Source organism: Holophagales bacterium (genome assembly GCA_016699405.1).
GTDB lineage: Bacteria > Acidobacteriota > Thermoanaerobaculia > Multivoradales > JAGPDF01 > JAAYLR01.
Window position 1 is genome coordinate 702,210 of the sequence record CP064972.1, and the last position, 19,580, is coordinate 721,789.

16 protein-coding genes are annotated in these 19,580 nt (G+C 71.2%); 13 read left to right on the top strand and 3 right to left on the bottom strand.

Going from position 1 to position 19,580, the window contains the following annotated elements:
- Positions 1–347 precede the first annotated feature (347 nt).
- The 4 genes from IPJ17_02960 (at position 348) to IPJ17_02975 (ending at position 3,877) form a co-directional block, all read left to right on the top strand.
- Positions 348–1,460, top strand: coding sequence for a DUF2891 domain-containing protein (locus IPJ17_02960; GenBank protein ID QQR74566.1), 1,113 nt, complete (start codon positions 348–350; stop codon positions 1,458–1,460).
- Positions 1,461–1,489: 29 nt separating this feature from the next.
- Entirely contained in the window at positions 1,490–2,086 is a 597-nt protein-coding gene (gene idi, locus IPJ17_02965; GenBank protein QQR74567.1) for an isopentenyl-diphosphate Delta-isomerase, read from the top strand.
- A 13-nt stretch (positions 2,087–2,099) separates the two neighbouring features.
- The gene (locus IPJ17_02970; GenBank protein ID QQR74568.1) at positions 2,100–2,519 is read left to right on the top strand and encodes an ACT domain-containing protein; all 420 of its coding nucleotides are present in this window, start codon (positions 2,100–2,102) and stop codon (positions 2,517–2,519) included.
- Positions 2,520–2,662: 143 nt separating this feature from the next.
- A complete protein-coding gene (locus tag IPJ17_02975; GenBank protein ID QQR76075.1) occupies positions 2,663–3,877 on the top strand; it encodes a VCBS repeat-containing protein in 1,215 nt (404 codons plus the stop codon).
- A gap of 67 nt (positions 3,878–3,944) precedes the next feature.
- Here the strand turns inward: IPJ17_02975 and IPJ17_02980 are convergent, their stop codons facing one another.
- Both IPJ17_02980 and IPJ17_02985 read right to left on the bottom strand, forming a co-directional pair.
- Positions 3,945–5,315 carry a right-handed parallel beta-helix repeat-containing protein gene (locus IPJ17_02980; protein ID QQR74569.1) on the bottom strand — a complete coding sequence of 457 codons (1,371 nt, stop codon included), beginning with the start codon at positions 5,313–5,315 and terminating at the stop codon, positions 3,945–3,947.
- A gap of 288 nt (positions 5,316–5,603) precedes the next feature.
- Positions 5,604–7,895: a M20/M25/M40 family metallo-hydrolase gene (locus IPJ17_02985; GenBank protein QQR74570.1), complete on the bottom strand. Its 2,292-nt coding sequence runs from the start codon at positions 7,893–7,895 to the stop codon at positions 5,604–5,606.
- Between the two features lie 179 nt (positions 7,896–8,074).
- Here IPJ17_02985 and IPJ17_02990 point away from each other — a divergent pair, with 179 nt between their 5' ends.
- The 9 genes from IPJ17_02990 (at position 8,075) to IPJ17_03030 (ending at position 18,790) form a co-directional block, all read left to right on the top strand.
- Positions 8,075–8,476 (top strand): hypothetical protein, encoded by a 402-nt coding sequence (locus IPJ17_02990; protein ID QQR74571.1) that lies wholly within the window; start codon positions 8,075–8,077, stop codon positions 8,474–8,476.
- A 125-nt stretch (positions 8,477–8,601) separates the two neighbouring features.
- Positions 8,602–8,892: a DUF433 domain-containing protein gene (locus IPJ17_02995; GenBank protein QQR74572.1), complete on the top strand. Its 291-nt coding sequence runs from the start codon at positions 8,602–8,604 to the stop codon at positions 8,890–8,892.
- Positions 8,893–9,019: 127 nt separating this feature from the next.
- The gene (locus IPJ17_03000; GenBank protein ID QQR74573.1) at positions 9,020–12,304 is read left to right on the top strand and encodes a hypothetical protein; all 3,285 of its coding nucleotides are present in this window, start codon (positions 9,020–9,022) and stop codon (positions 12,302–12,304) included.
- Between the two features lie 110 nt (positions 12,305–12,414).
- Positions 12,415–13,320, top strand: a complete 906-nt coding sequence (locus IPJ17_03005; GenBank protein QQR74574.1) for an IPTL-CTERM sorting domain-containing protein — start codon at positions 12,415–12,417, stop codon at positions 13,318–13,320.
- 255 nt (positions 13,321–13,575) lie between these two features.
- On the top strand, positions 13,576–14,229 hold the full coding sequence (locus IPJ17_03010; GenBank protein ID QQR74575.1) for a DUF4433 domain-containing protein: 654 nt from the start codon (positions 13,576–13,578) through the stop codon (positions 14,227–14,229).
- The gene (locus tag IPJ17_03015) at positions 14,226–15,320 is read left to right on the top strand and encodes a macro domain-containing protein (GenBank protein QQR74576.1); all 1,095 of its coding nucleotides are present in this window, start codon (positions 14,226–14,228) and stop codon (positions 15,318–15,320) included. The genes IPJ17_03010 and IPJ17_03015 overlap by 4 nt, the downstream gene beginning before the upstream one ends.
- Before the next feature lie 166 nt (positions 15,321–15,486).
- Entirely contained in the window at positions 15,487–16,110 is a 624-nt protein-coding gene (locus IPJ17_03020; GenBank protein QQR74577.1) for a hypothetical protein, read from the top strand.
- 189 nt (positions 16,111–16,299) lie between these two features.
- Complete coding sequence (locus tag IPJ17_03025) at positions 16,300–18,333, top strand: hypothetical protein (protein QQR74578.1); 2,034 nt, start codon at positions 16,300–16,302, stop codon at positions 18,331–18,333.
- Positions 18,334–18,463: 130 nt separating this feature from the next.
- On the top strand, positions 18,464–18,790 hold the full coding sequence (locus tag IPJ17_03030; GenBank protein QQR74579.1) for a hypothetical protein: 327 nt from the start codon (positions 18,464–18,466) through the stop codon (positions 18,788–18,790).
- A gap of 106 nt (positions 18,791–18,896) precedes the next feature.
- Here the strand turns inward: IPJ17_03030 and IPJ17_03035 are convergent, their stop codons facing one another.
- Positions 18,897–19,517: a sigma-70 family RNA polymerase sigma factor gene (locus tag IPJ17_03035; GenBank protein ID QQR74580.1), complete on the bottom strand. Its 621-nt coding sequence runs from the start codon at positions 19,515–19,517 to the stop codon at positions 18,897–18,899.
- Positions 19,518–19,580: the final 63 nt, after the last annotated feature.

Genomic DNA, 19,580 nt, shown 5'->3' on the forward strand with positions numbered 1-19,580 from the left:
GAGCAAGAAGGACCAGGGACTTCCGCCGAACCACCCGGCCCGATTTCGAGCCACCTGGACTCTCTTGCCGACCGCCGGGTGCGGCAACACTTGGCGCCGCGTGGCAACGGCCGACAGGCGTAACGGGCCGAGACGACATCTCTTGACCAGACAGGGCGCCGGCAGTGTAGGCAACCGAGGAGTGAGCGTCAATCGTGGCGCGCGATGTCTACTCCCGACCGCGCAATGCGGATTCCTGAGCGGAGCTTTCCCGATCAGAGCGAACACCCGTCCCTCGCAGCGCGGATGACGGCGAGACGGAAGCCCATCGTTGGCGCACGCCGCCCGCCGGGCACTATGCTCGCCGCATGACCCGTCGCGCTCTCGGCTCGTCGCTGCTCTTCGCCCTCCTCACCCTCGTTCGCCTCCCCGCCGCGGCGAGCGAGGCGGCTCCCGCCGGCGATCCTGGCGCGCGCTTCGCCGCGCTGGCGCTCGCCTGCGTGCAGCAGGAGTACCCGAACAAGATCGCCCACGTGATGCAGAGCGACGCCGACGCCAAGCCGCCGCGGGAGCTGACGCCGGCGTTCTATGGCTGCTTCGACTGGCACTCCGCCGTGCACGGGCACTGGCTGCTCGCGCGCCTCGCGCGGCTGCACCCGGAGGCGCCGTATGCCGCGACGGCGCGCGCCGCCCTCGGCGCGAACCTGACGGCGGCGCGACTTGCCGGCGAGGCGCGTTACCTCGAGGGCGCCGGGCGCGTCTCCTTCGAGCGGCCGTACGGCCTCGCCTGGCTCCTGCAGCTCGGCGCCGAGCTGCGCGAATGGGAGACGCCCGAGGCACGCGCCTGGTCGGCGGCAATCGCGCCGCTCGAGACGATCGCCGCGCGCCGGCTGGTCGAGTGGCTGCCCAAGCTCACCTTCCCGATCCGCGTCGGCGAGCACGACAACACCGCCTTCGCTCTCGGCCTGGCGCTCGACTGGGCGCGCGCCAAGGGCGATCCGTCCGGCGCGATCTTCGAGACGAGCGTGCGCCGCTTCTACCTCGGCGATCGCGACTGCCCGCTCGGCTACGAGCCCTCCGGGCACGACTTCCTCTCCCCGTGCCTCGCCGAAGCCGACGTCGTGCGGCGGGTGCTCGCGCCGGCGGAGTTCGCCACGTGGCTCTCGGGCTTTCTCCCCGGCCTGCCGCGGGACGGGCGCGGGGACTGGCTCGCGCCGGGCATCGTCACCGACCCGAGCGACCCGAAGCTCGCCCATCTCGACGGGCTCAACCTCTCCCGTGCCTGGATGCTCGAGGGGATCGCCGCCGGGCTGCCCGCCGGCGACCCGCGTCGTCCAGCGCTCGCCGCCGCGGCGGCGCGCCACCGCGCCGAGGCGCTGCCGCGAGTCACCGGCGAGCACTACGAGGGCGGCCACTGGCTCGGCACGTTCGCCGTCTACCTCACCACCGGTCGCGGGCTCGCGTCGCCCGGGGCGCGGTGAGCGCCGACGACCTGCTAGGCTCCGCCGCCGTGCACGAGAGCCGCCACGACGAGCACGTCGTTCTGGTCGAAGAGCACGTCGTCCTGGTCGACGAGCACGACCGCGTGCTCGGCGTGGCACCGAAGCACTCGGTCCACGGCGCTACGACGCCGCTCCACCGCGGCTTCTCGCTCTTCCTCTTCGACGGCGCCCGGCGCGTCCTCGCCCAGCGACGCGCCGCCGCGAAGGTCACCTGGCCGCTCGTCTGGTCGAACTCCTGCTGCGGCCACCCCGCCCTCGGCGAGCCGGTCGAGCTCGCGGCGCGCCGCCGGCTGCGCGACGAGCTCGGGCTCGACAGGGTCGCCGCGCTCTGCGTGATGCTCCCCGACTACCGCTATCGCGCCTCGCGCGACGGGGTCGAGGAGAACGAGCTCTGCCCGGTGCTGGTGGCTCGCCTGCCCGCGGGCGTCGAGCCACGGCCCGACCCGGAAGAGATCGCCGAGCTGCGCTGGGTCGTCTGGGAGGAGTTTCTCGCCGAGCTCACTGCCGACCCGACGCCCTGGTCGCCCTGGTGCCGCGAGGAGATCCGCCTCCTCGCGGCGGCGCCGGCCTTCCGCGCCTGGCTCGACACCGACGGCGCGCGCTGAGCGCCCTCCGACCATGCCCGAGCTGCCCGAGCTGCCCGACGTCCCGCCGACGACCGAGGACGTCCTGCGTCGCAGCCGGCTGCACCGCGTCCCCGGGGTCTACGTCGTCGCCCGCTGTGCCGGCGTGGGCGACGCCACGCGCCACCTGATCGTCACCCGCGACGAGCTCGAGACGACCGTCATCACCCGCCCCGAGCACCTCGCCGACTGCGAGGTCCTCGAGCGCAACCCCGACGCCTGGGTACTGCTCGCGATCGACTGCGCCAACCCGTTCTACTGCGTCGGCTTCCTCGCCCGCCTGACCTCCGCCCTCGCCACCGCCGGAATCGACGTCCTCGCCTGCTCGACCTTCACCCGCGACTCGCTCCTCGTTCAGGAAGCCCAAACCGAACGGGCGATCGCGGCGCTCCGCGCGCTCGGGCTGCGCAGCTAGCCCACCGGCTGGAGGCGCGCCGTTCGTTGCCTCGCGGCACGGCCTGACGCCCGTGGCGGGCGGAGGAGCCGGGCTTCGCACCTCCGCTCACCCGCGCGATCGGGTGGGGTCGGCGGGGGGATCGAGGTGTACAGTCGCAACTCATGAAGACCCCACAGACGCTTGCCCTCTCGTCGTTCGTTCTCCTGCTCTCGGCTGGCCTGGCCGAAGGTCAGGTGTGTTCAATGCGGTTCGACCCGGCGGTGAGCTCTCCGACCGGAGGCGCCTTCGCCAACTCGGTTCAGGACATGACCGGAGACGGTCGGGCCGACCTTGTTGCATCCGACTACTTCCATGACCGGGTTCGCGTTCTGCAGGCTGACGAGGACGGCTCGCTGACACCGCTATCGGAGATTCCGGTAACTCTGCCGCTTGGGAGCGAGACGGCCGACTTCGATGGCAACGCGATCCTGGATCTGGCAGCGATCTCAGACACCGGCGATCACGCGTCGGCCCTCGGCATCGGGGGCGGCCTGTTCGCTCCGCCGCAGAACCTGCCGTTCGGAGCGATGGCGGGGGGAATTCGATCTGCTGACTTTGATCGGGACGGTTCCGCAGACCTTGCCCTTTCCGCCGGCCCTGGGTCGATCCATATTCAGCTTCTCATGGGCGACGGCGCGGGTGGATTCACCCTCGGCGAGGAAATCGTCACGGGAGTCTCTGACTTCATTCCGGGGATCGTGGCAGGGGAGCTCACGGGCGATTCGGCACCCGACATTGCTGCGTTCTTCCTGTCGATCCCGGCCATCCGCGTCTACCCCAACTTGAATGGCACCGGGTTTGGCCCGGCAGTCACGACCAACCTGGGTTTCAGCCCCGCCTTCGGACCCGCGATTGATCTCGATGGAGATGGAGACCTCGACCTCGTCGGAACGGACCGCGCCGGCGGGTCCGTGAGAGTCCTGTTCAGCGTCAACGGCTCGTTCGTCGAGGCGGCCAGTCTCCCGGCGCCAGACATTCAGAGTGCCGTCGCCATCGCGGATTTCGATCGCGATGGGCATTACGACCTCGCTTACGAAACGCTGGGCGGCGAACTCCGGATCCTCCGCGGCCTCAGCCCGACCCTGTTCGAGCCTTCGGTGAGTTGGCCGGTGCCGGCAGGTTCCAGCAGCGTGCTCGCCGCCGACGTCGACGGCAACGGCTGGGTCGATGTCGTCCGGCAGGACTACAACCTTCGCGACACGGTCGAGGTCTACCTCAACCGAGGCTGCAGCGTGGTCGAGATTCCGACACTCGACCGCACGGGTCTCGCGACTCTGGTTGGCCTGCTCGCGGTCGCGGCGTTCCTGCTGCTCCGCCGCCCGTCGCACGCGCTCTGATCGACGCAACTCGGCTCGAGCCGAGTGCCGGCAACCGCGCTTGTCGGCTTGTACGGGCGCCCGCCCCCTACGGCCGCCGCGCTGACCAGCGGCTGGTCGCGCCGGGCTCGAAGCCGTCGGCGAAGAGGAGGGTGAGGCCTTCGTAGGCGCCGATGTCCCAGCCATTGCCGATCGGGCGGGGCGTCCCTTCGAGGTCGGCGCCGAGGTCGGCGAGCGGGAGGCCGGCGTCGAGCGCCGGGCTGCCGGCCCGCAGGTGGAAGTCGCCCGAGGCGGGCGCGACGAAGAGCGCCGCCGGCGTCGCGACGAACGAGCTCGCGTCCTGGCCGGTCGCCGTGCGCCACTGGGCGAGGGTGAGCGTCGAGTCGCCGTCGTCGAGGGTGAAGCGGTCTTCGACGGCGTTGCGGTCGCTGACGAATCCGGCAAGGCAGGTCGCGCAGACGTTCATCGCACCGCGCACGCCGTGGTCGCTCCAGAAGGTGTTGTTGCGCACCGTGTTGCCGGACGAGCCGTCCTGGATGTTGAGCGCCCAGCGGCCGTTGCTCGCCACGACGACGGTGTTGTGCTCGACCCGGTTGCCGGTCGACGGTTGCCCGCCGTCGATCTGGTAGAGCGAGATGCCGGAGGCGTGCGAATCGAAGATCAGGTTGTTGCGGAAAAGCGAGCTCTGCACGCCGTCGCCGTTGATCCCCGAGCCGCCGGCCACGCCGTTGCCCGAGATCACGTTGCCTTCGACGAGCGCGTTGGAGATGACGCCGTCGGTCGGCACGAAACCGTCGCAGTCGACCGAGAGGTCGCCGTTCATGTGCAGGCCGTTGGCGTTGTTGCCCCAGAGGTAGTTGCCGCGCACGATCGGGCGGTCGCCCGAGTTCGACACGTAGATGCCGTGCTCGAGCCCCGAGCGGGAGGCCTCGTTGTCCTCGATCGTCAGGTCCTCGCAGCAGCCGGTGAAGATCCCCCAGCGACCGTTCTGGTCGGCGAGGTTGCCGCGGATCCTCACACCGCGACAGAGCACGGCGCGGATGCCGGCGCGCGTCCGTCCGTTGACCCGGAACCCCTCGAGGGTCACGTAGCTCGCCCCTTCGAGGTTGATGCCGTCGGGGGTCTGCGCGTTGTCGGCGGTGATCGCCGCGACCTCGCCCGTCGCGGCGCGAAAGACGATCGGCTGCGCCAGCGTCCCCGACGTCGAGAGATGGAAGCCGACGAAGTTGCCGGCATGGACGAGCACCGTATCGCCCGGCCCCACGGTGTCGGCGGCGTGCTGGAGCGTCGCCCACGGCGCGGCCTGCGTGCCCGGGTTGGCGTCGCTGCCGGCGGGAGGCGGAGCGACGTGGTAGGTCGCGGCGACGCCCGCCGAAGGCACCGCGAGCGCCAGGGCGCAAGCGACCCGCCTTGCCCACGCCCTGGAGATCGACACCTCGACCGCTGGCCGTTCTCCCATCGCCGTCCTCCCTTGTCGTGCCCCGAGCCTAGGGGCTCCGGCGCAGGGAGACTGTCAACCGGGCAACAGCGCTGGAGCCCGGGCCTTCCACCCCGGTCCGTCGCGAAGCGGCACAGGCGGCTGCGGCTGCAAAGCGTCGCGACCCAGGCCGGCGCAGGCGGACCGAACCGTGCGCCGAGCCGGCCGACCGGGCGCCAGGGCTGAGCCAGCGATCGCCGCAGGCCCAACGCAGCGCCGCAGACGCGGCCAGAGCCGACGCCGCAGCAGGAGCGAGGGGAGAACCACGGGCTAGAGCATCAGCTTCCGGATCACCCAGGTCGAGTCGCCGAGGCCGATCGGCACCGCCGACGCGCCCCGCGCAGCGGCGAGAGGCTTGCCGGCCTCCGGCAGACCGGGCGAGGCGTCGAGCAGGGCCGCTTCGCCCGGCTGCGCGCCGAGCTCGAGCTCGACCTCGACCCCCTCGGCGGGCAGCGTCGCGACGATCAAAAGGCGCCCGCGTCGCGGCGCGCCGGGGAGTCGCCCGCTCGCGGCAGGCACCGGAACGCCGGCGACCTTCGCCGCGCGCAGGTCGATCTCCGGCGGCAGCCAGAGCGCGGCCCGGGTCGCGCCGCGCGGCGAACGCAGGCGCAGGTGCAGCCGGCGGCCGTCGCCGGCGCTCGACTCGGCCAGTCGCTCGAGCTCGGGCGGCGGCAGCGCCGCCGCCGGCGCCGGCGCGGTGAAGCTCTCGCTCCGCGACCAGGGCATTACCGTGCGGCGGGTGAACGAGGCCAGCGCGCCGAGGGCGTCGGGCAGCGGCGTCGACGGCGGATCGAGCGCCCAGAGCGCCGTCGCACCGCTCTCCGCCGCCGTCTCGACGAGACGCAGCGACGCGGGCTGCGGGCGCTCGGCGGTGAAGCGGGGCAGAGTGAGCGTCGCCACCGCGCCGAGCACGCAGACGAGCGCGAGCGCTCGCGCCGCGCTCGCGGCGGGCACGACGGCGAGCGCGCCGGCCGCCGGGCTCAGCGCCAGCGCCACGATCGCCGCGACACCGGCAAGGGTGACCATCCCCATGGCGGTCGGCAGCGTCCAGGCAAGCGGCAGCCAGAGTGCCGCAGCGGCGACGAGCGGCGCGAGCACGACGACCGCTCCCGGAGACACCGAACGGTCGGACGACCCGACGAGGCCGGTGAGTCCGGCGGCGAGCAGCGGCACGATCGCCAGGTGCGACGCCCCGGGGGCGAGGCGGGCGAGCGCCAGCGCGGCGAGCCCCCAGCCGAGCCAGAGCCCGCTCCACAACGACCAGGCATCGACCCGGCGGAAGAGGCGCGAGGCGTGCGCCGCGAGCGCCCCGAGCGCCGCGAAGGCGAGCGTCGGCACGGTGAGATCGGCGACCCACGAGTACGGGAAGGCCCCGAGTCGGCCGAGCAGGGCGTGAAGCGCCCAGCCCGCCCCGGCAGCGAGGGCGACCGGCAACAGCAGCGCGAACAGTCCGAGCACCAGACCGCCGACCCCGAGCGCCCCCCGGCGCCCGCCGGCGAGCAGCACGAGCAGCAGCCCGGCACCGGCGAGGGCGAGCGACCAGGGCTCCGGCCACGAGATCAGGGTGAAGCCGAGCAGGTCGAAGAAAACCCGCCGCCCCGGACCCGGGGCCAGGCTCTCGACACGCGCGAGCGCGCGCGCCGCGGCGAGGAGGTGGTCGCCCTGGTGCTGCAGGGTGCCGGCGTCGAGCAGGCGGGGCTCGTCGCGCGGGGTGTGATAGCGCAGCGGCTCGCCGATGAAAGCGAAGTTCAGCCCGGCCACGCCGGCGCGCCGGAAGATCGAGAAGTCGGTGTCGTTCGGCAGGCGCCGGTAGATCTCGTAGAAGAGCGAGCTCGCCGAGGGGCGCGGCAGCGCCCGCCCGGCCTGTCGGATCAGCCCGGCGTTCTCCTCGCCGGTTTCGAAGAGGTGATCGAGCCCCGCCGCACCGCGCGCTTCGACGTTCAGGACGACGGCGACCTCGCGCGCGAGTCGCCCGCCGCCGCGTGCGTCGACGAAGGCCTGCGCCCCGAGCAGGCCAGCCTCTTCGGCGTCGGTGAAGAGGAGGGCGACCGGCCGCGCTCCCGGCGGGGCGGCGAGCAGGGCGCGGGCCGTCTCCAGAAGGACGACGACGCCCGCGCCGTCGTCGGCCGCTCCGGGACCCGCCGCCACGGAGTCGGTGTGGGCGACGAGCAACACCGCCGGCGCGTCGCCCCCGCCCGGCAGCCGGGCGAGCAGGTTGACCGTGTCGGCGCACGCTCCCTCCGGGCTGCAGGCCCAGGCACGCTCGACCGTCGGCTCGAGGCCGAGGCCCCGCAACTCGGCCTGAAGCCGCTGGCGGAACGCCTCGGCCGCCGGGCTTCCCGCCGGATGGGGGCTGCCGTCGCCGAGCAGTCGCTCGAGCGTCGCCCTTGCCCGGGCCGCCGAGAAGCGATCGGCCGGGGCGTCGGCGCCCACCGCAGCGGGCGGCCGCGAGCGCGCCACGACGAAGGCGAGGCAGAGGGTCGACAGGAGGATCGCCGCCCGGGCGGTTCGCCGCGGTGCGGGGTCGTCAGAGGAGCGGAGCGGCAGGTCGACGAGCGGCATCGGGATGGCTCCTGCGGAGACACCGGAAAGGGTGGGTCCGACGAAGACCAAGCGTATCGCGAGGCTCCGACTTGCCGCCGCGCGGCGTTGTCGAGTGGCTCGCGGTGCGCTAGCTTGGCGCCATTCGATCGCAGGCCATCGCCGGGACGGATCCTCCGCCCCGGGCCAAGGAGGGTGCCATGAACTGGACGCGTGTCCTCGCCGGTGGCGTCGCCGCCGGCATCGTCACCAACCTCGCCGACTTCGTGCAGCACGGGATGATCCTGGCCGAGGCGTACAAGAAGTACGCGGTCTTCACCAAGACCGCCGCCAACCCGGCGATGTTCGCCTTCGTCTCGGTGGTGGTGAGCCTCTGCATCGCCATCCTCTTCGCGCGGACGCGCAGTGCCTGGGCCGCCGGCTGGAAGGGGGGTGCGACCTTCGGCTTCTTCTTCGGCCTCGCCATCTTCTTCATGGGCTTCTACAACCCGTTGGTGCTCGAGGGCTTCCCCTACCACCTTTCCTGGTGCTGGGGCGGGATCGGCATGATCGACTCGGTGCTCGGCGGCATCGTCCTCGGCGCGATCATCCCTCGCACCTGAGGGCCCGCCGGCGTTCCCGGGCTCCGCCCGGGGGAGGGAACGCCCCGGATCGCCACCCGGCGGTCCGGGGCCCGTGACATTCGGGTGGGCGGTTCCGTAAACTTCCCCTGGACGGAATCCTCACGATGAACTGGATGGAGCTCATCGAGATCGGCCAGGGCCTGGCACGCATTCGCGGATGCGGACTGCCGGTTTCGGTCGTCCTCGACAATCTGGCCGCCGGCGTGCCCGTCGAGGCGCTGCTGCGCAGCTACCCCGATCTGTCGCGCACCGCGGTCCTCGCCGCCCTGGCCTACGCCGCCGACCTCGCACGGCGTGACCGGCGCGAGCGACTCGGCCTCGTCGCCCCGGTGCCGACCGAGACGGCCGAGCCGCCGGCCGGCGATCCCCCGGCGGATCTCGCCGGCGTTCACTAGACCCCCCGCCTTCCGGCCGTTCCGCCGCCGGAGGGAGCGGTGTAGCCCGGGCCGTGCCATGCTTCGCCGGTCCGGCGACGATTCTCGTCCCCCGCCGGCCACCCTGCGATCCCTCCGGGAGCCCTCGATGCCCAACTTCCGTCTGTCGCTCGCCGCGCTCGTTCTCTCGGCCAACGCCGTCCTCGCCACGACGACCGGAGCCACGCCGCCTGCCCCTCCCGTCCCCGTGCCGCTTCCCGCCGGCGGATTCGAGGAGGTCTCCGACACGGGACCGCTCGCGGGTTGGACCGTCGACGGAGTCGAGCCCCGCGGCGCCGTCAGCGTGACGCGCGACGTCGCGACACGCCACGGCGGCGCGGCGAGCCTGCGCCTCCGCAACGCCGCTCCTGCCACTGCCACGCTGCTCTCGCCGCCGGTGCGGCTCGAGGTCGGCGCGGTCTACCGCCTGCGCGCCTGGGTGAAGACCGAAGGGGTCGCCGCCGATCCGCTCACCCGTTACCCCACGGCGGTCCCGGCGACGCTCGCCATGCAGTCGTTCCCCTTCACCAACCACTCGACGGCGTTCGCCGGCACGCGCGACTGGAGCGAGGTGACGATGACCTTCGTCGCCACGCGCGCCGAGGACCGCGTGCGCGTCGCGCTCGGCTGGAACGGCAACGCCACCGGCACGGCCTGGTTCGACGACCTCACCCTCGAGAAGGTCGAGGACGTCGCCGACTTCGTGCCGCTCGAAACCGTGCGCTGGGCCGACAAGGGGTTCCGCACCGAGCAGGGGGGCTGGATCCTCCTGCACGTCGAGGGCGAGCCGTACGCCCGCGGTTATCAACACGGCTACCTGCTGGCCGAGGAGATCGCGGCGTATCTCGCCAAGCTCGCCCAGGTGGCCAACGGCAAGGATCCGGCGGGCGGCTGGGCCGCACTGCGCACGCTCGCCGACGCCACGATGCTGCGCGGCTTTTCCGAAGAGCTGCTCACCGAGATGCGCGGCATCGCCGACGGCGCGGCCAAGGGAGGGGCGACGTTCGAGGGCAAGCCGCTCGATTTCCTCGACATCGTGACGATCAATTCGTCGATCGACGTCGACTATCTGAAGACTGGCCTCGCCGTGCTGCCGCACGCGCTCACCGGCCGCAGCTTCCTGACCGCCGAAGAGGAGCTGGCGATCCCCGAGGGCACGCACAAGTGCTCGGCGGTCGCGGCGACCGGTTCGGCCACCGCCGACGGCCGCGTCGTCTTCGGGCAGATCTTCATGTGGGCCGGCTACACCGGGGTGCACTTCAACGTCCTGCTCGACCTCGTGCCGACGACGGGCGAACGGATCGTCTTCCAGACCTTCCCCGGCGGCATCCACTCCGGAACCGACTTCTACATGAACGGCGCCGGCCTCGTGATCGGCGAGACGACCGTCGCGCAGACGCCGTGGAACCCCGACGGCGTGCCGATGAGCGACCGCATCCGCCGCGCCGTGCAGTACGGCCGCTCGATCGACGAGGTGGTCGGCATTCTCGCCGAGCGCAACAACGGGATGTACACGAATGACTGGCCGATGGCCGACGTGAAGACCGGCGAAACGGCCATCTGCCTGCTCGGCACGGCGAAGAAGAAGCTCTGGCGCTCGGGCGAGAACCCGTTCGGCACCGAAGGGTTCCTCTGGGCCAACAACAACGCGCGCGACGGCGAGGTGCGCAGCGAGTACGCCTTCCAGCCGAACGGCGCACCGTACGACCCGGTCTTCGCGCCGTGGAACCGCGACCTCGCCTTCAACGCCTACTACCAGCGCGAGAAGGGGAAGATCGACGCGCCGTCTCTCGCGCGTCTCTTCGCCACCTCGCCGATCAACCTGTCGCACGCCTGCGACGGCAAGATCACCACCTCGGAGATGGCCGAGAAGCTCGTCTTCTGGGCCCACCAGGGGAAGGTGACGCTGCGCGAGAAGTTCCCGGCCAAGAACAATCGACGGATGCCCGACCTGCCGAACGCCCGCCCGCACCTGACGCTCGGCTACACCGCGGTGACGCCGATCTGGCTCGCCGACAAGCTCGCCGCGGCGAAGGCAGACGGCCGCTTCGCTCCGTTCGAGAAGAGCGCCGAGAAAAGCTCCGAAAAGAGCTCTGATACCCCGAAGCTCGACCTCGCCGGGGTGAAGGGACGGCTCGGCGTCGAGGCCAAGAAGCTCTGGCAGGGGACGCTCTTCCCGGCGAGCGCCGCCGACCACTGGCTCGCCTCCGGCACCGCCGGCTACTGGCAGATCCTCCACGACCTGCCGGAGAAGGAAGACAAGGCCGCGCCGGCGCTCGCCGCCGCGCTGGCGCGCCAGAACGTCCTGCTGGTCGCCACGCTGGCACGCGAGGAAGATCTCCCCGCCGAGAAGGCCGAGCGCTCGTACACGCGCTACGCGCCCTATCGGGTGGCGCGCGTCAAGGGCACCTTCGCGCTCCATCAGTTGCGCCTGGCGCTCGGCGACGAGCCGTTCCTCGCGACAATGCGCGCCTTGCACGAGCGCTTCGGCGGCAAGAGCGACCACGCCGTCACGACCGCCGACTTCCTCGCCGTGGCGCGCGAGACGACCGGCAAGGACCTTTCCGCGCGCCTCGCCCCCTGGCTCGAGCGCACCGGCTTCCCAGCGCCGCGCCCGGAGGTTCGCTATGCGAAGAAGAAGGGCGGCTGGCAGGTGACGGTCACCGTCGAGCAGCCGAGCGACAACGTCTACGCGCTCGAGAGCAGCGTCGAGATCGAGACCGCCAAGGCGCGCACCCGCTACCCGCTGCACCTCGACGGTGTGCACTCGACGGCGACGTTCACGGTGCCGGAAAGACCGGTGCGCGTCGTCTTCGATCCCGGCGCCGACATCCCGGTGGCGCGTCAGCGCTGGGCCGCTTGGCCGCACATCACCGAGCGCTGGGGCGAGACGCTCGTCGTCCATGGCACCTCGCGCGCCGACGAGGCGCAGCGCACGCTCGCCTTGCGCTTCCAGACGACGCTTGCCGACGCCTTCACCGAGCAGCTCGTGCCGGTCGTCTCCGAGGCCGAGGTGAGCGAAGCGCAGCTCGCCAGCCGCGATCTCGTGCTGCTCGGCGGCCCGCGCGACAACGCGCTCGTCGCCCGCACGCTCGCCGCGCTCGGCAGCCAAGCTGGAGGTCGGGCCCCCGTCGAGCTCGGAGACGGCTGGTTCCGCTACCGCGGCACGCTGCACGGTCGCTCCGACGAAGGGCTCTTCTTCGCCCTGCCGAGCCCCTTCGCCAAGGACCGCCTCGTCTACGTCTTCGCCGGCAACTCCGCCTTCGCGCTCCACGAGATGACCAAGGCCTACACCCCCGGCCTCCCCTCCTTCGCCCTCTTCCAGGGCGAAGAGGTCAAGGAGCAGGGCTACCTCGACGAGCCGGGGTTCGTGTTTGCGGGGCCGGAGGGTTAAGGACCTCGAGCGATCCCGCGCGCTTAACCGACCCCCCGAGTCGGCGCTCCGTTCGCGAGTGGCTGTGGTAGCGTGCGCTGCCCAACCAATCGCCGTTCCTGGAGGACTCGATGTCGATCGCGCGTCTCGCTCGGCAGCTCGTGCTGCCTTTTCTCTTCGCCGCTCCCGCTGTCTACGCTCAGCCGGTCGCCCCCGGCTCCCTGCTCGGTTCGACCGGCAATCAGGGAAACTCGCTGATCTCCATCGACCCGGGGACGGGCGGTGGCACGCCGCGCTGCGCGCTGGGTAGCCTCGGTCCCGTCACCGAAATCGAGTACCGGGCGGATGGTGCACTCTTCGGCGCCACCGGCCAGGGTTCCGCCAACATCATCCAGATCAACCCGGACGGCTGCGCGGAAACGCTCGTCGGCCACCATGACCCCGGAGCGGTCAACGGCCTCGAGTTCGTCGGCAACGTGCTCTACGGCGCCTTCTTCTCGACCGGCGGCGGCGAGGGTATTCCTCCGACCTATCTCGTGACCGTGAACCAGACGACGGGCGCGCTCGCCATCCTCGGCGCGATGGGCTACAGCCCGGTGCGTGGCCTTGCCTGGGACGCCGGCACCGGGACGATGTACGGCGTGGGTTCGACGACCACGCTGCCACCGGACGGTGTTTCGGGAAGCGACGAGCTGTTCACCGTCGATCTCGCCACGGGCGCCACGACGCCGATCGGCCCGACCGGCATCCCCCTCGGCGGGATCGAGCTCGGCCCCGACGGCGTGCTCTACGGCGGCGCCAGCAGCGCCCCGGGCGAAGGCGGCGGGGGAGCCCCGCTGGTCGCCGTCAGCCGCACGACCGGCCTCGCGACGCCGATCGGCAGCGGGACCGGCGCGCCGGCCCTGAGCGGCCTCGCCTTCGCGCCCGCCGGGCCCGCCCCGTCGGTGCTCGAGATCCCCACCGTCTCAGAGGTCGGGCTCGCCCTGCTCACCGCCCTCCTCGGCGGCGCCGCCGTCGCCCTGCTGCGGCGCCGCTGAACCGTTTCTTCGCCGCTTGTGCTCGACCCGCTGGGCGTCGACCTTGCGTCGCCGGTGCCGGCGGGGTGCTTCGTCTCGGCCCTCGCGTCTGGCGGTTGAGCACGCCCTACCGTGGAACAGAGAACCGATCTCGGGAGTCGGTCTCCTGGTGCCTGGCGTTCTCGGAGGAGAGGGTCTGCACTCGAGGAAGGCCTTGGGGGCACATCACAGAGCTAGACTCTCTCGTTCGGACTCAAGGAGAGTCGAGCCAGACCTATGCCTGTTCCTCCTGCCGAGCTGCTAGACCCGTGGAAGGCGAGGATCTTCCGGATCGTGCACCGGGACAACTTCCCGGCGATCCTCCGACAGGGCCTCGTCTGCCCGAACCGCGCCGAAGGTGGTGTGGCGTGGGTGAGCATCGGGAATCCCGACGTCATCGGCAGAAGGCGCTCCAAGACCGTGACGACCGCTCCCGGAGGCGTCCTCGCGGACTACATCCCGTTCTACTTCACTCCTTGGTCGGTCATGCTCTTCAACATCATCACGGGAAGGGGCGTGCCGAAGAGGAATCGCGACGAGATCCTCTTCCTCGTTTCGTCGCTTTCGAGAGTTCAGGAGGTAGGTGGCCAGGCTGTGTTCTCGGACATCCACGCGCTTCGGGAGGGTGCGCGCTTCTACTCGGACCTCGCCGATCTGTCCCGGGTCGACTTCGATCTCCTGAAGACCCGCGACTTCAGGAAAGACCCGGACGACCCAGGCAGATTCGACCGATACCAGGCCGAGGCTCTCGTCCATGAGGCTCTTCCCCTCAGCGGCCTCCTCGGGCTCGCCTGCTACACTGAGGCCACGAAACAGGATGTGGACCGGCTCGTCGCGGAAGCGAGGACGGCGCTGACAGTCGCGGTCCGCCCCGACTGGTACTTCGAATGATCCGATTCGCTCAAGGGAATCTCATCGAGACCGATGCCGAGGCACTGGTCAACACCGTCAATACTGCCGGCGTGATGGGCAAGGGAATCGCTTTGATGTTCAAAGAAGCCTTCCCCGAGAACTTCCGCGCCTACCAACTGGCGGTGCGAAACGGTGGGGTCGTGACCGGCAGAATGTTCGTTACGGAGCGCCCCCGCCTCGGCGACGGCCCCCGGTGGATCGTCAACTTCCCGACCAAGGAGCACTGGCGCGGTCGGTCACGGCTCGAGTGGATCGAGAGCGGGTTGACGGACTTGCGCCGAGTCATCGCCGACCTCAAGGTCCGTTCGATCGCTCTTCCGCCACTCGGCTGCGGCAACGGCGGCCTCGACTGGTCGGAGGTGCGCCCTCGAATCGAGGTTGCGCTGGGGGATCTTCCGGGCGTCGACATCATCGTTCACGAGCCGACCAGCGACTACCAGAACGTCGCGAAACGCAAGGGTCTCGAACAGCTCACTCCGGCGCGTGCGTTGGTGGCCGAGCTGGTGCGCCGGTACTGGGTGCTCGGGTTCCCTTGCTCGGTCCTGGAGATCCAGAAGCTCGCCTGGTTCCTCGGGCGAGAAACCCGGGCCGCTGGTCTCGCCGATCCGCTGAGGCTCGAGTTCAAGGCCAACCTCTACGGGCCCTATGCCGACCGCCTCCGCCACCTCCTCAACGGTTTGGACGGCAGCTACCTTCACTGCGAGGTGCGCCTCGCCGATGCCAGTCCTTTGGACACGATCGCTTTCGACGAGTCGCGCCGGGACCGCGTCGCGCTCTACTTGAATACCGAAGCCGCCTCGTACCGGCTGGCGCTGGAGCGGACCGCGAAGCGGATCGAGGGCTTCGAATCACCATTTGGAATGGAGCTCCTGGCCACGGTGGACTGGCTGCTTCACCGCGAAGGGCGGCGTCCCGAGGTCGGCGACCTGAGAGATGGATTGGCTGCCTGGCCCGGCGGCAAGGCTGCGGGAGCGCGCAAGCTCAGGATCTTCGACGACCGTTCGCTCCGCCTCGCGCTCGAACGACTCCTGGCCACCGAGCCGACGTCTCCCCAGGCGTTTCTGGCCTGAGGCCGCGAGCCACTGGTCGCGGACTTGCGGCACCGGTCCTTGCCGCTTCGGTTCCCGCTGACGAGCGCTGATTGTGATTCCGGAACGGAGGGAGGCAGGTCATCGGACCATCTCTCTCGTAGTTCTGTTGCCGATCGCTCTCAGCCGCCGCGATAGCATCCGGTTCATGCGCGAATCGAAGCTCCTCCTCGCCGCCGCCTTCTTCCTTCTCGCCACCGGGGCCTGCCGGGAGCCTTTGCGGGTGCCGGCGAAGGCTGCGGCGACGCCGGCGCCGGTGCGGCCGGGCACGCTGGAGCCGTGCGATCTCGCGCCGCTTGCCGAGGTGCAGCACGTGCTCGGCGGCCTCGCCGTGCAGCCGGCGCAGGCGGCGATCGACTCGCCGTCTCCCGAGTTCGCGCGCTGCGTCTACGCTTACGGCGAGGCGAACCCGACGCTCGTCGTCTCGCTCGAGCTGCGGCGGCAGGAGTCGCCGGAGCGTGGCGCGGCGCTCTTCGCCGCCAGCCTCGATTTCTTGAGCCGTCTCGCCCGGCGACCGGTCGAGGCGATTCCGGGACTCGGCGAGGGCGCCGTCTGGGCCGGCGGCTCGGTGTCGCAGCTCCACGCCCACGCCGGGCGCTTCCTGATGATCGTCACCGTCGACGCGGGCGAGCCCGACTTTCGTCGTCGCGCAGCGATCGGCATCGCCGGTCGCGCCCTGGCGCGGCTGGCCGGCACGAGCATCCCCCCCGACTACGAGCTCGACTGGAAGTCTCAGCTCGCTCCGGTCGCCCCGCCGCCGCACGCCGAGTAGCCCCGGCATCCGCCGGTCGCGGGTTGGGCTAGCATCGCTCGCAGAGATTCGAGATCGACCCTCTCGATCGACCTCGCCGTCGGGCAGTCTGCGACCGCTCCGTCCATCTGCCCGTTCCACTGACGACCACGCCGCGGGCCGCGACAGCACGTCGTCGCCACCGCCCTGGCGGCGGGAAAGACATCGACCATGTCGAACCGACGGATGCCACTCGCGCTGTCACTGATCACGCTGTTCGCTTTCGTCGGAGGAGCCGGCTCCGCGCGCGCCGCCGCGCCGGACCTCTGGGAGGACCTGCCCTCGGCCGTGAGCACCGCGGCCGGAGAGCGGGAGGCGCAGCCGCGCGCGGCGCGCGTCGTGCGGCTCGATCGCGCCGCGCTCACCGCTCTGCTCGCCGCCGCGCCCGCGGAGATGGACGCCCCGCGCGGCCTCGCCGAGCTCGAGCTGCCGATCCCCGACCCCGACGGCGGGATACTGCGCTTTCGCGTCGTCGACTCGCCGGTGATGGCCCCCGAGCTCGCCGCCCGCTATCCCGAGATCCGCACCTTCCGGTTGATCGGCGCCGGCGGGGACGCCCTCACCGGACGCGCTGACTGGACGCCGCACGGCTTCCACGCCATGGTGCGCACGGCACGCGGGACGTTCTTCGTCGACCCCCTGGAGCGCGGCGACCTCGAGGACTATCGGGTGTATCGCAAGGCCGACCTCGTGCGACCCACGGGCGAAACGTGGACCTGCGGCGTGCGCGGGGACGAGGACGCATCGCCGCTCGTCGCCTCGCCCGCGAGCCCGGAAGCGGCCGGTCCGAACCTGCGCACCTATCGCCTGGCGCTCGCCTCCACCGGCGAGTACTCGGTCGCCGTCTGCGGCGCCGGCCCGACCAAGCCGTGCGTGCTCGCCGAGATGGTCACCGCGATGAACCGCGTCAATCAGGTCTACGAGGACGAGGTCGCCATCCGCATGATCCTCGTTGCCAACAACGACCTGGTGATCTACCTCGACGGCACCAGCGACCCCTACACCAACAACAACGGCTCGACGATGCTGGTGCAGAACGCGAACAACCTCAACACCGTCCTCGGCAACGCCAACTTCGACATCGGCCATGTCTTCTCCACCGGCGGCGGCGGCATCGCCACGCTGCGCGGCCCGTGCGGCAGCAACAAGGCACGCGGCGTGACCGGACTGCCCAGCCCGCTCGGGGACCCGTTCTACATCGACTACGTCGCCCACGAGATGGGTCACCAGTGGGGCGGCAACCACACCTTCAACGGCAACACCAGCAACTGCGGCGGCGGCAACCGCAACGCGACGACCGCCTACGAGCCGGGGAGCGGGTCGACGATCATGGCCTACGCCGGCATCTGCGGCGCCTCGAGCGACCTGCAGCCGCACAGCGACGCCTACTTCCACGCCGTGAGCCTCGACGAGATCGTCTCGTTCAGCCGCACCAGCAGCGGCAACACCTGCGCCGTGCCGATCACCGCCGTCAACGAGCTGCCGACGGCCAACGCCGGGGCCGACTACACGATCCCCTATGGAACTCCGTTCGCTCTCACCGGCAGCGGCACCGACACCAACGGCGATCCGCTCACCTACGACTGGGAGGAGTGGGATCTCGGCGCCGCCGGCGTGCCGGCGAGCCCGGTGGGCGACGCGCCGATCCTCCGTTCGTTCGAGCCGACGAGCAGCCCGACGCGGATCTTCCCCAAGGTCTCGGACCTGGTGAACAACACCTCGACGATCGGCGAGCTCCTGCCGTTCTCCGGACGGCCGCAGCTCGACTTCCGCCTCACCGTGCGCGACAACGCCAACCCCGCCGGTGCCTTCGCCAGCGACTTCATGGCGATCACCATCGCCGCCTCCGGGCCCTTCCTCGTCACCGACCCGAACACGGCGATCACCTGGAGCGGCGTCGGCCCCCACAACGTGGGCTGGAACGTCGCCGGCACGGACACCGCTCCGGTGAACTGCAGCGCGGTCGACATCCTGCTCTCGACCGACGGCGGGCTCACCTTCCCGTGGACCTTGGCGACCGCGACGCCGAACGACGGCAACGCGACCGTGAACGTCACCGTCCCCGACACGACGACCGCCCGGATCAAGGTCGCCTGCAACGGCAACATCTTCTTCGACCTCTCCAACGCGAACTTCACCATCGTCGACGCGGTGCTCTTCTCCGACGGCTTCGAGAGCGGAACGCTGGCGGGGTGGGTGCTGTAGGAGCCCGGCCCGACGACCTCGAGATCGTCCGCTCGCTTCCCCGCGCCGCTGCTCATCCTGTTTCCCTTGGTCCTGTCCGCCGCCTCTGGCGCGGCGGGCAGCGGCGGAGGAGGTCGCCGAGGCGCTCGACGTGCTCCGCCGCTGGCAGGCAGCGGAGGGGAATGACGGCTCGACCGCTCCGACCGCGCCGCGCGCGCCGGCCAGCACGACGATCGCCGGCTCCGTCTCGGTCCGCGGTGCGGCCACCGACGCGGTGCTCGACGCACTCCGCATCGACGCGACGACGGCGACCTCGGCGCTCTGCTACGCCAGCGGTCTCGACGCACGCGGCGGCGCGAAGGCCTCCGGCGTCGATCTCGTCGTCGGCGGCAGACCGACACCCACCTCCGCCTGTGGCATCTTGTCCGACGGCTTCGACGGCGGCGACCTTTCGCCGAGGTCGGCGAGACGTCCCTGACCGGACCCGCTTCGGGGACGGATCGCCCGAGCTCCGCCCGTCCCCGACTCTCTTCGCGTCCCGGATCCGGCTGACGCGCCCACCGGGCGAGCGCCGAGCGGTCGCCCTATCGCTGGCCCGGAGGCTCGGTGCCGCCCGGGCGCCGCGCCAGCTCGCGCCGCATCCAGGCTCGGGCGAAGCGCCAATCGCGCTCGACGGTCGCCACCGAAAGCTCGAGCACGTGGGCGATCTCCTCGTTGGTGAGGCCGCCGAAGAAGCGCAGTTGGACGATCTCGGCCTGGCGCGCGTCGAGCGCCGCCAATTGCTCGAGCACCTGGTGCACCGCCAGCGCTTCGACATCGGGGCCGGCGCCGAAATCCCCGGCGACGCCGGTCAGGCTGACCTTGGCCGACGGCGGCGGGCGGCGCTGGGCCGAACGCTGCCGCGCGTAGTCGGTGAGCACGCGGTGCATCATGCGCGCCGCGATGGCGAAGAAGTGGGCGCGATTCTGCCAGGTGATCGCCTGCTGCGGCAGCAGGCGCACGAACGCCTCGTGGGCGAGCGCGGTCGCCTCGAGGGTGTGGTCCTGGCGCTCGCGCCCCATGGCGCGCCGCGCCAGGCGCCGCAGCTCGGCGTAGATCAGCGGCGCCAGTTGCTCGAGCGCGGCGGCATCGCCGGCGCTCCACTCCTGGAGCAGGCCGGTGACCTCGCCGGAGTCGGCTCCCGGAGGAGCGCTGTCGGTCGTCACGGGCCGGAAATCCTAGCAGCGCACCGCGCGGACCCCCGAACCCGACCGGACGACATGAGGGGT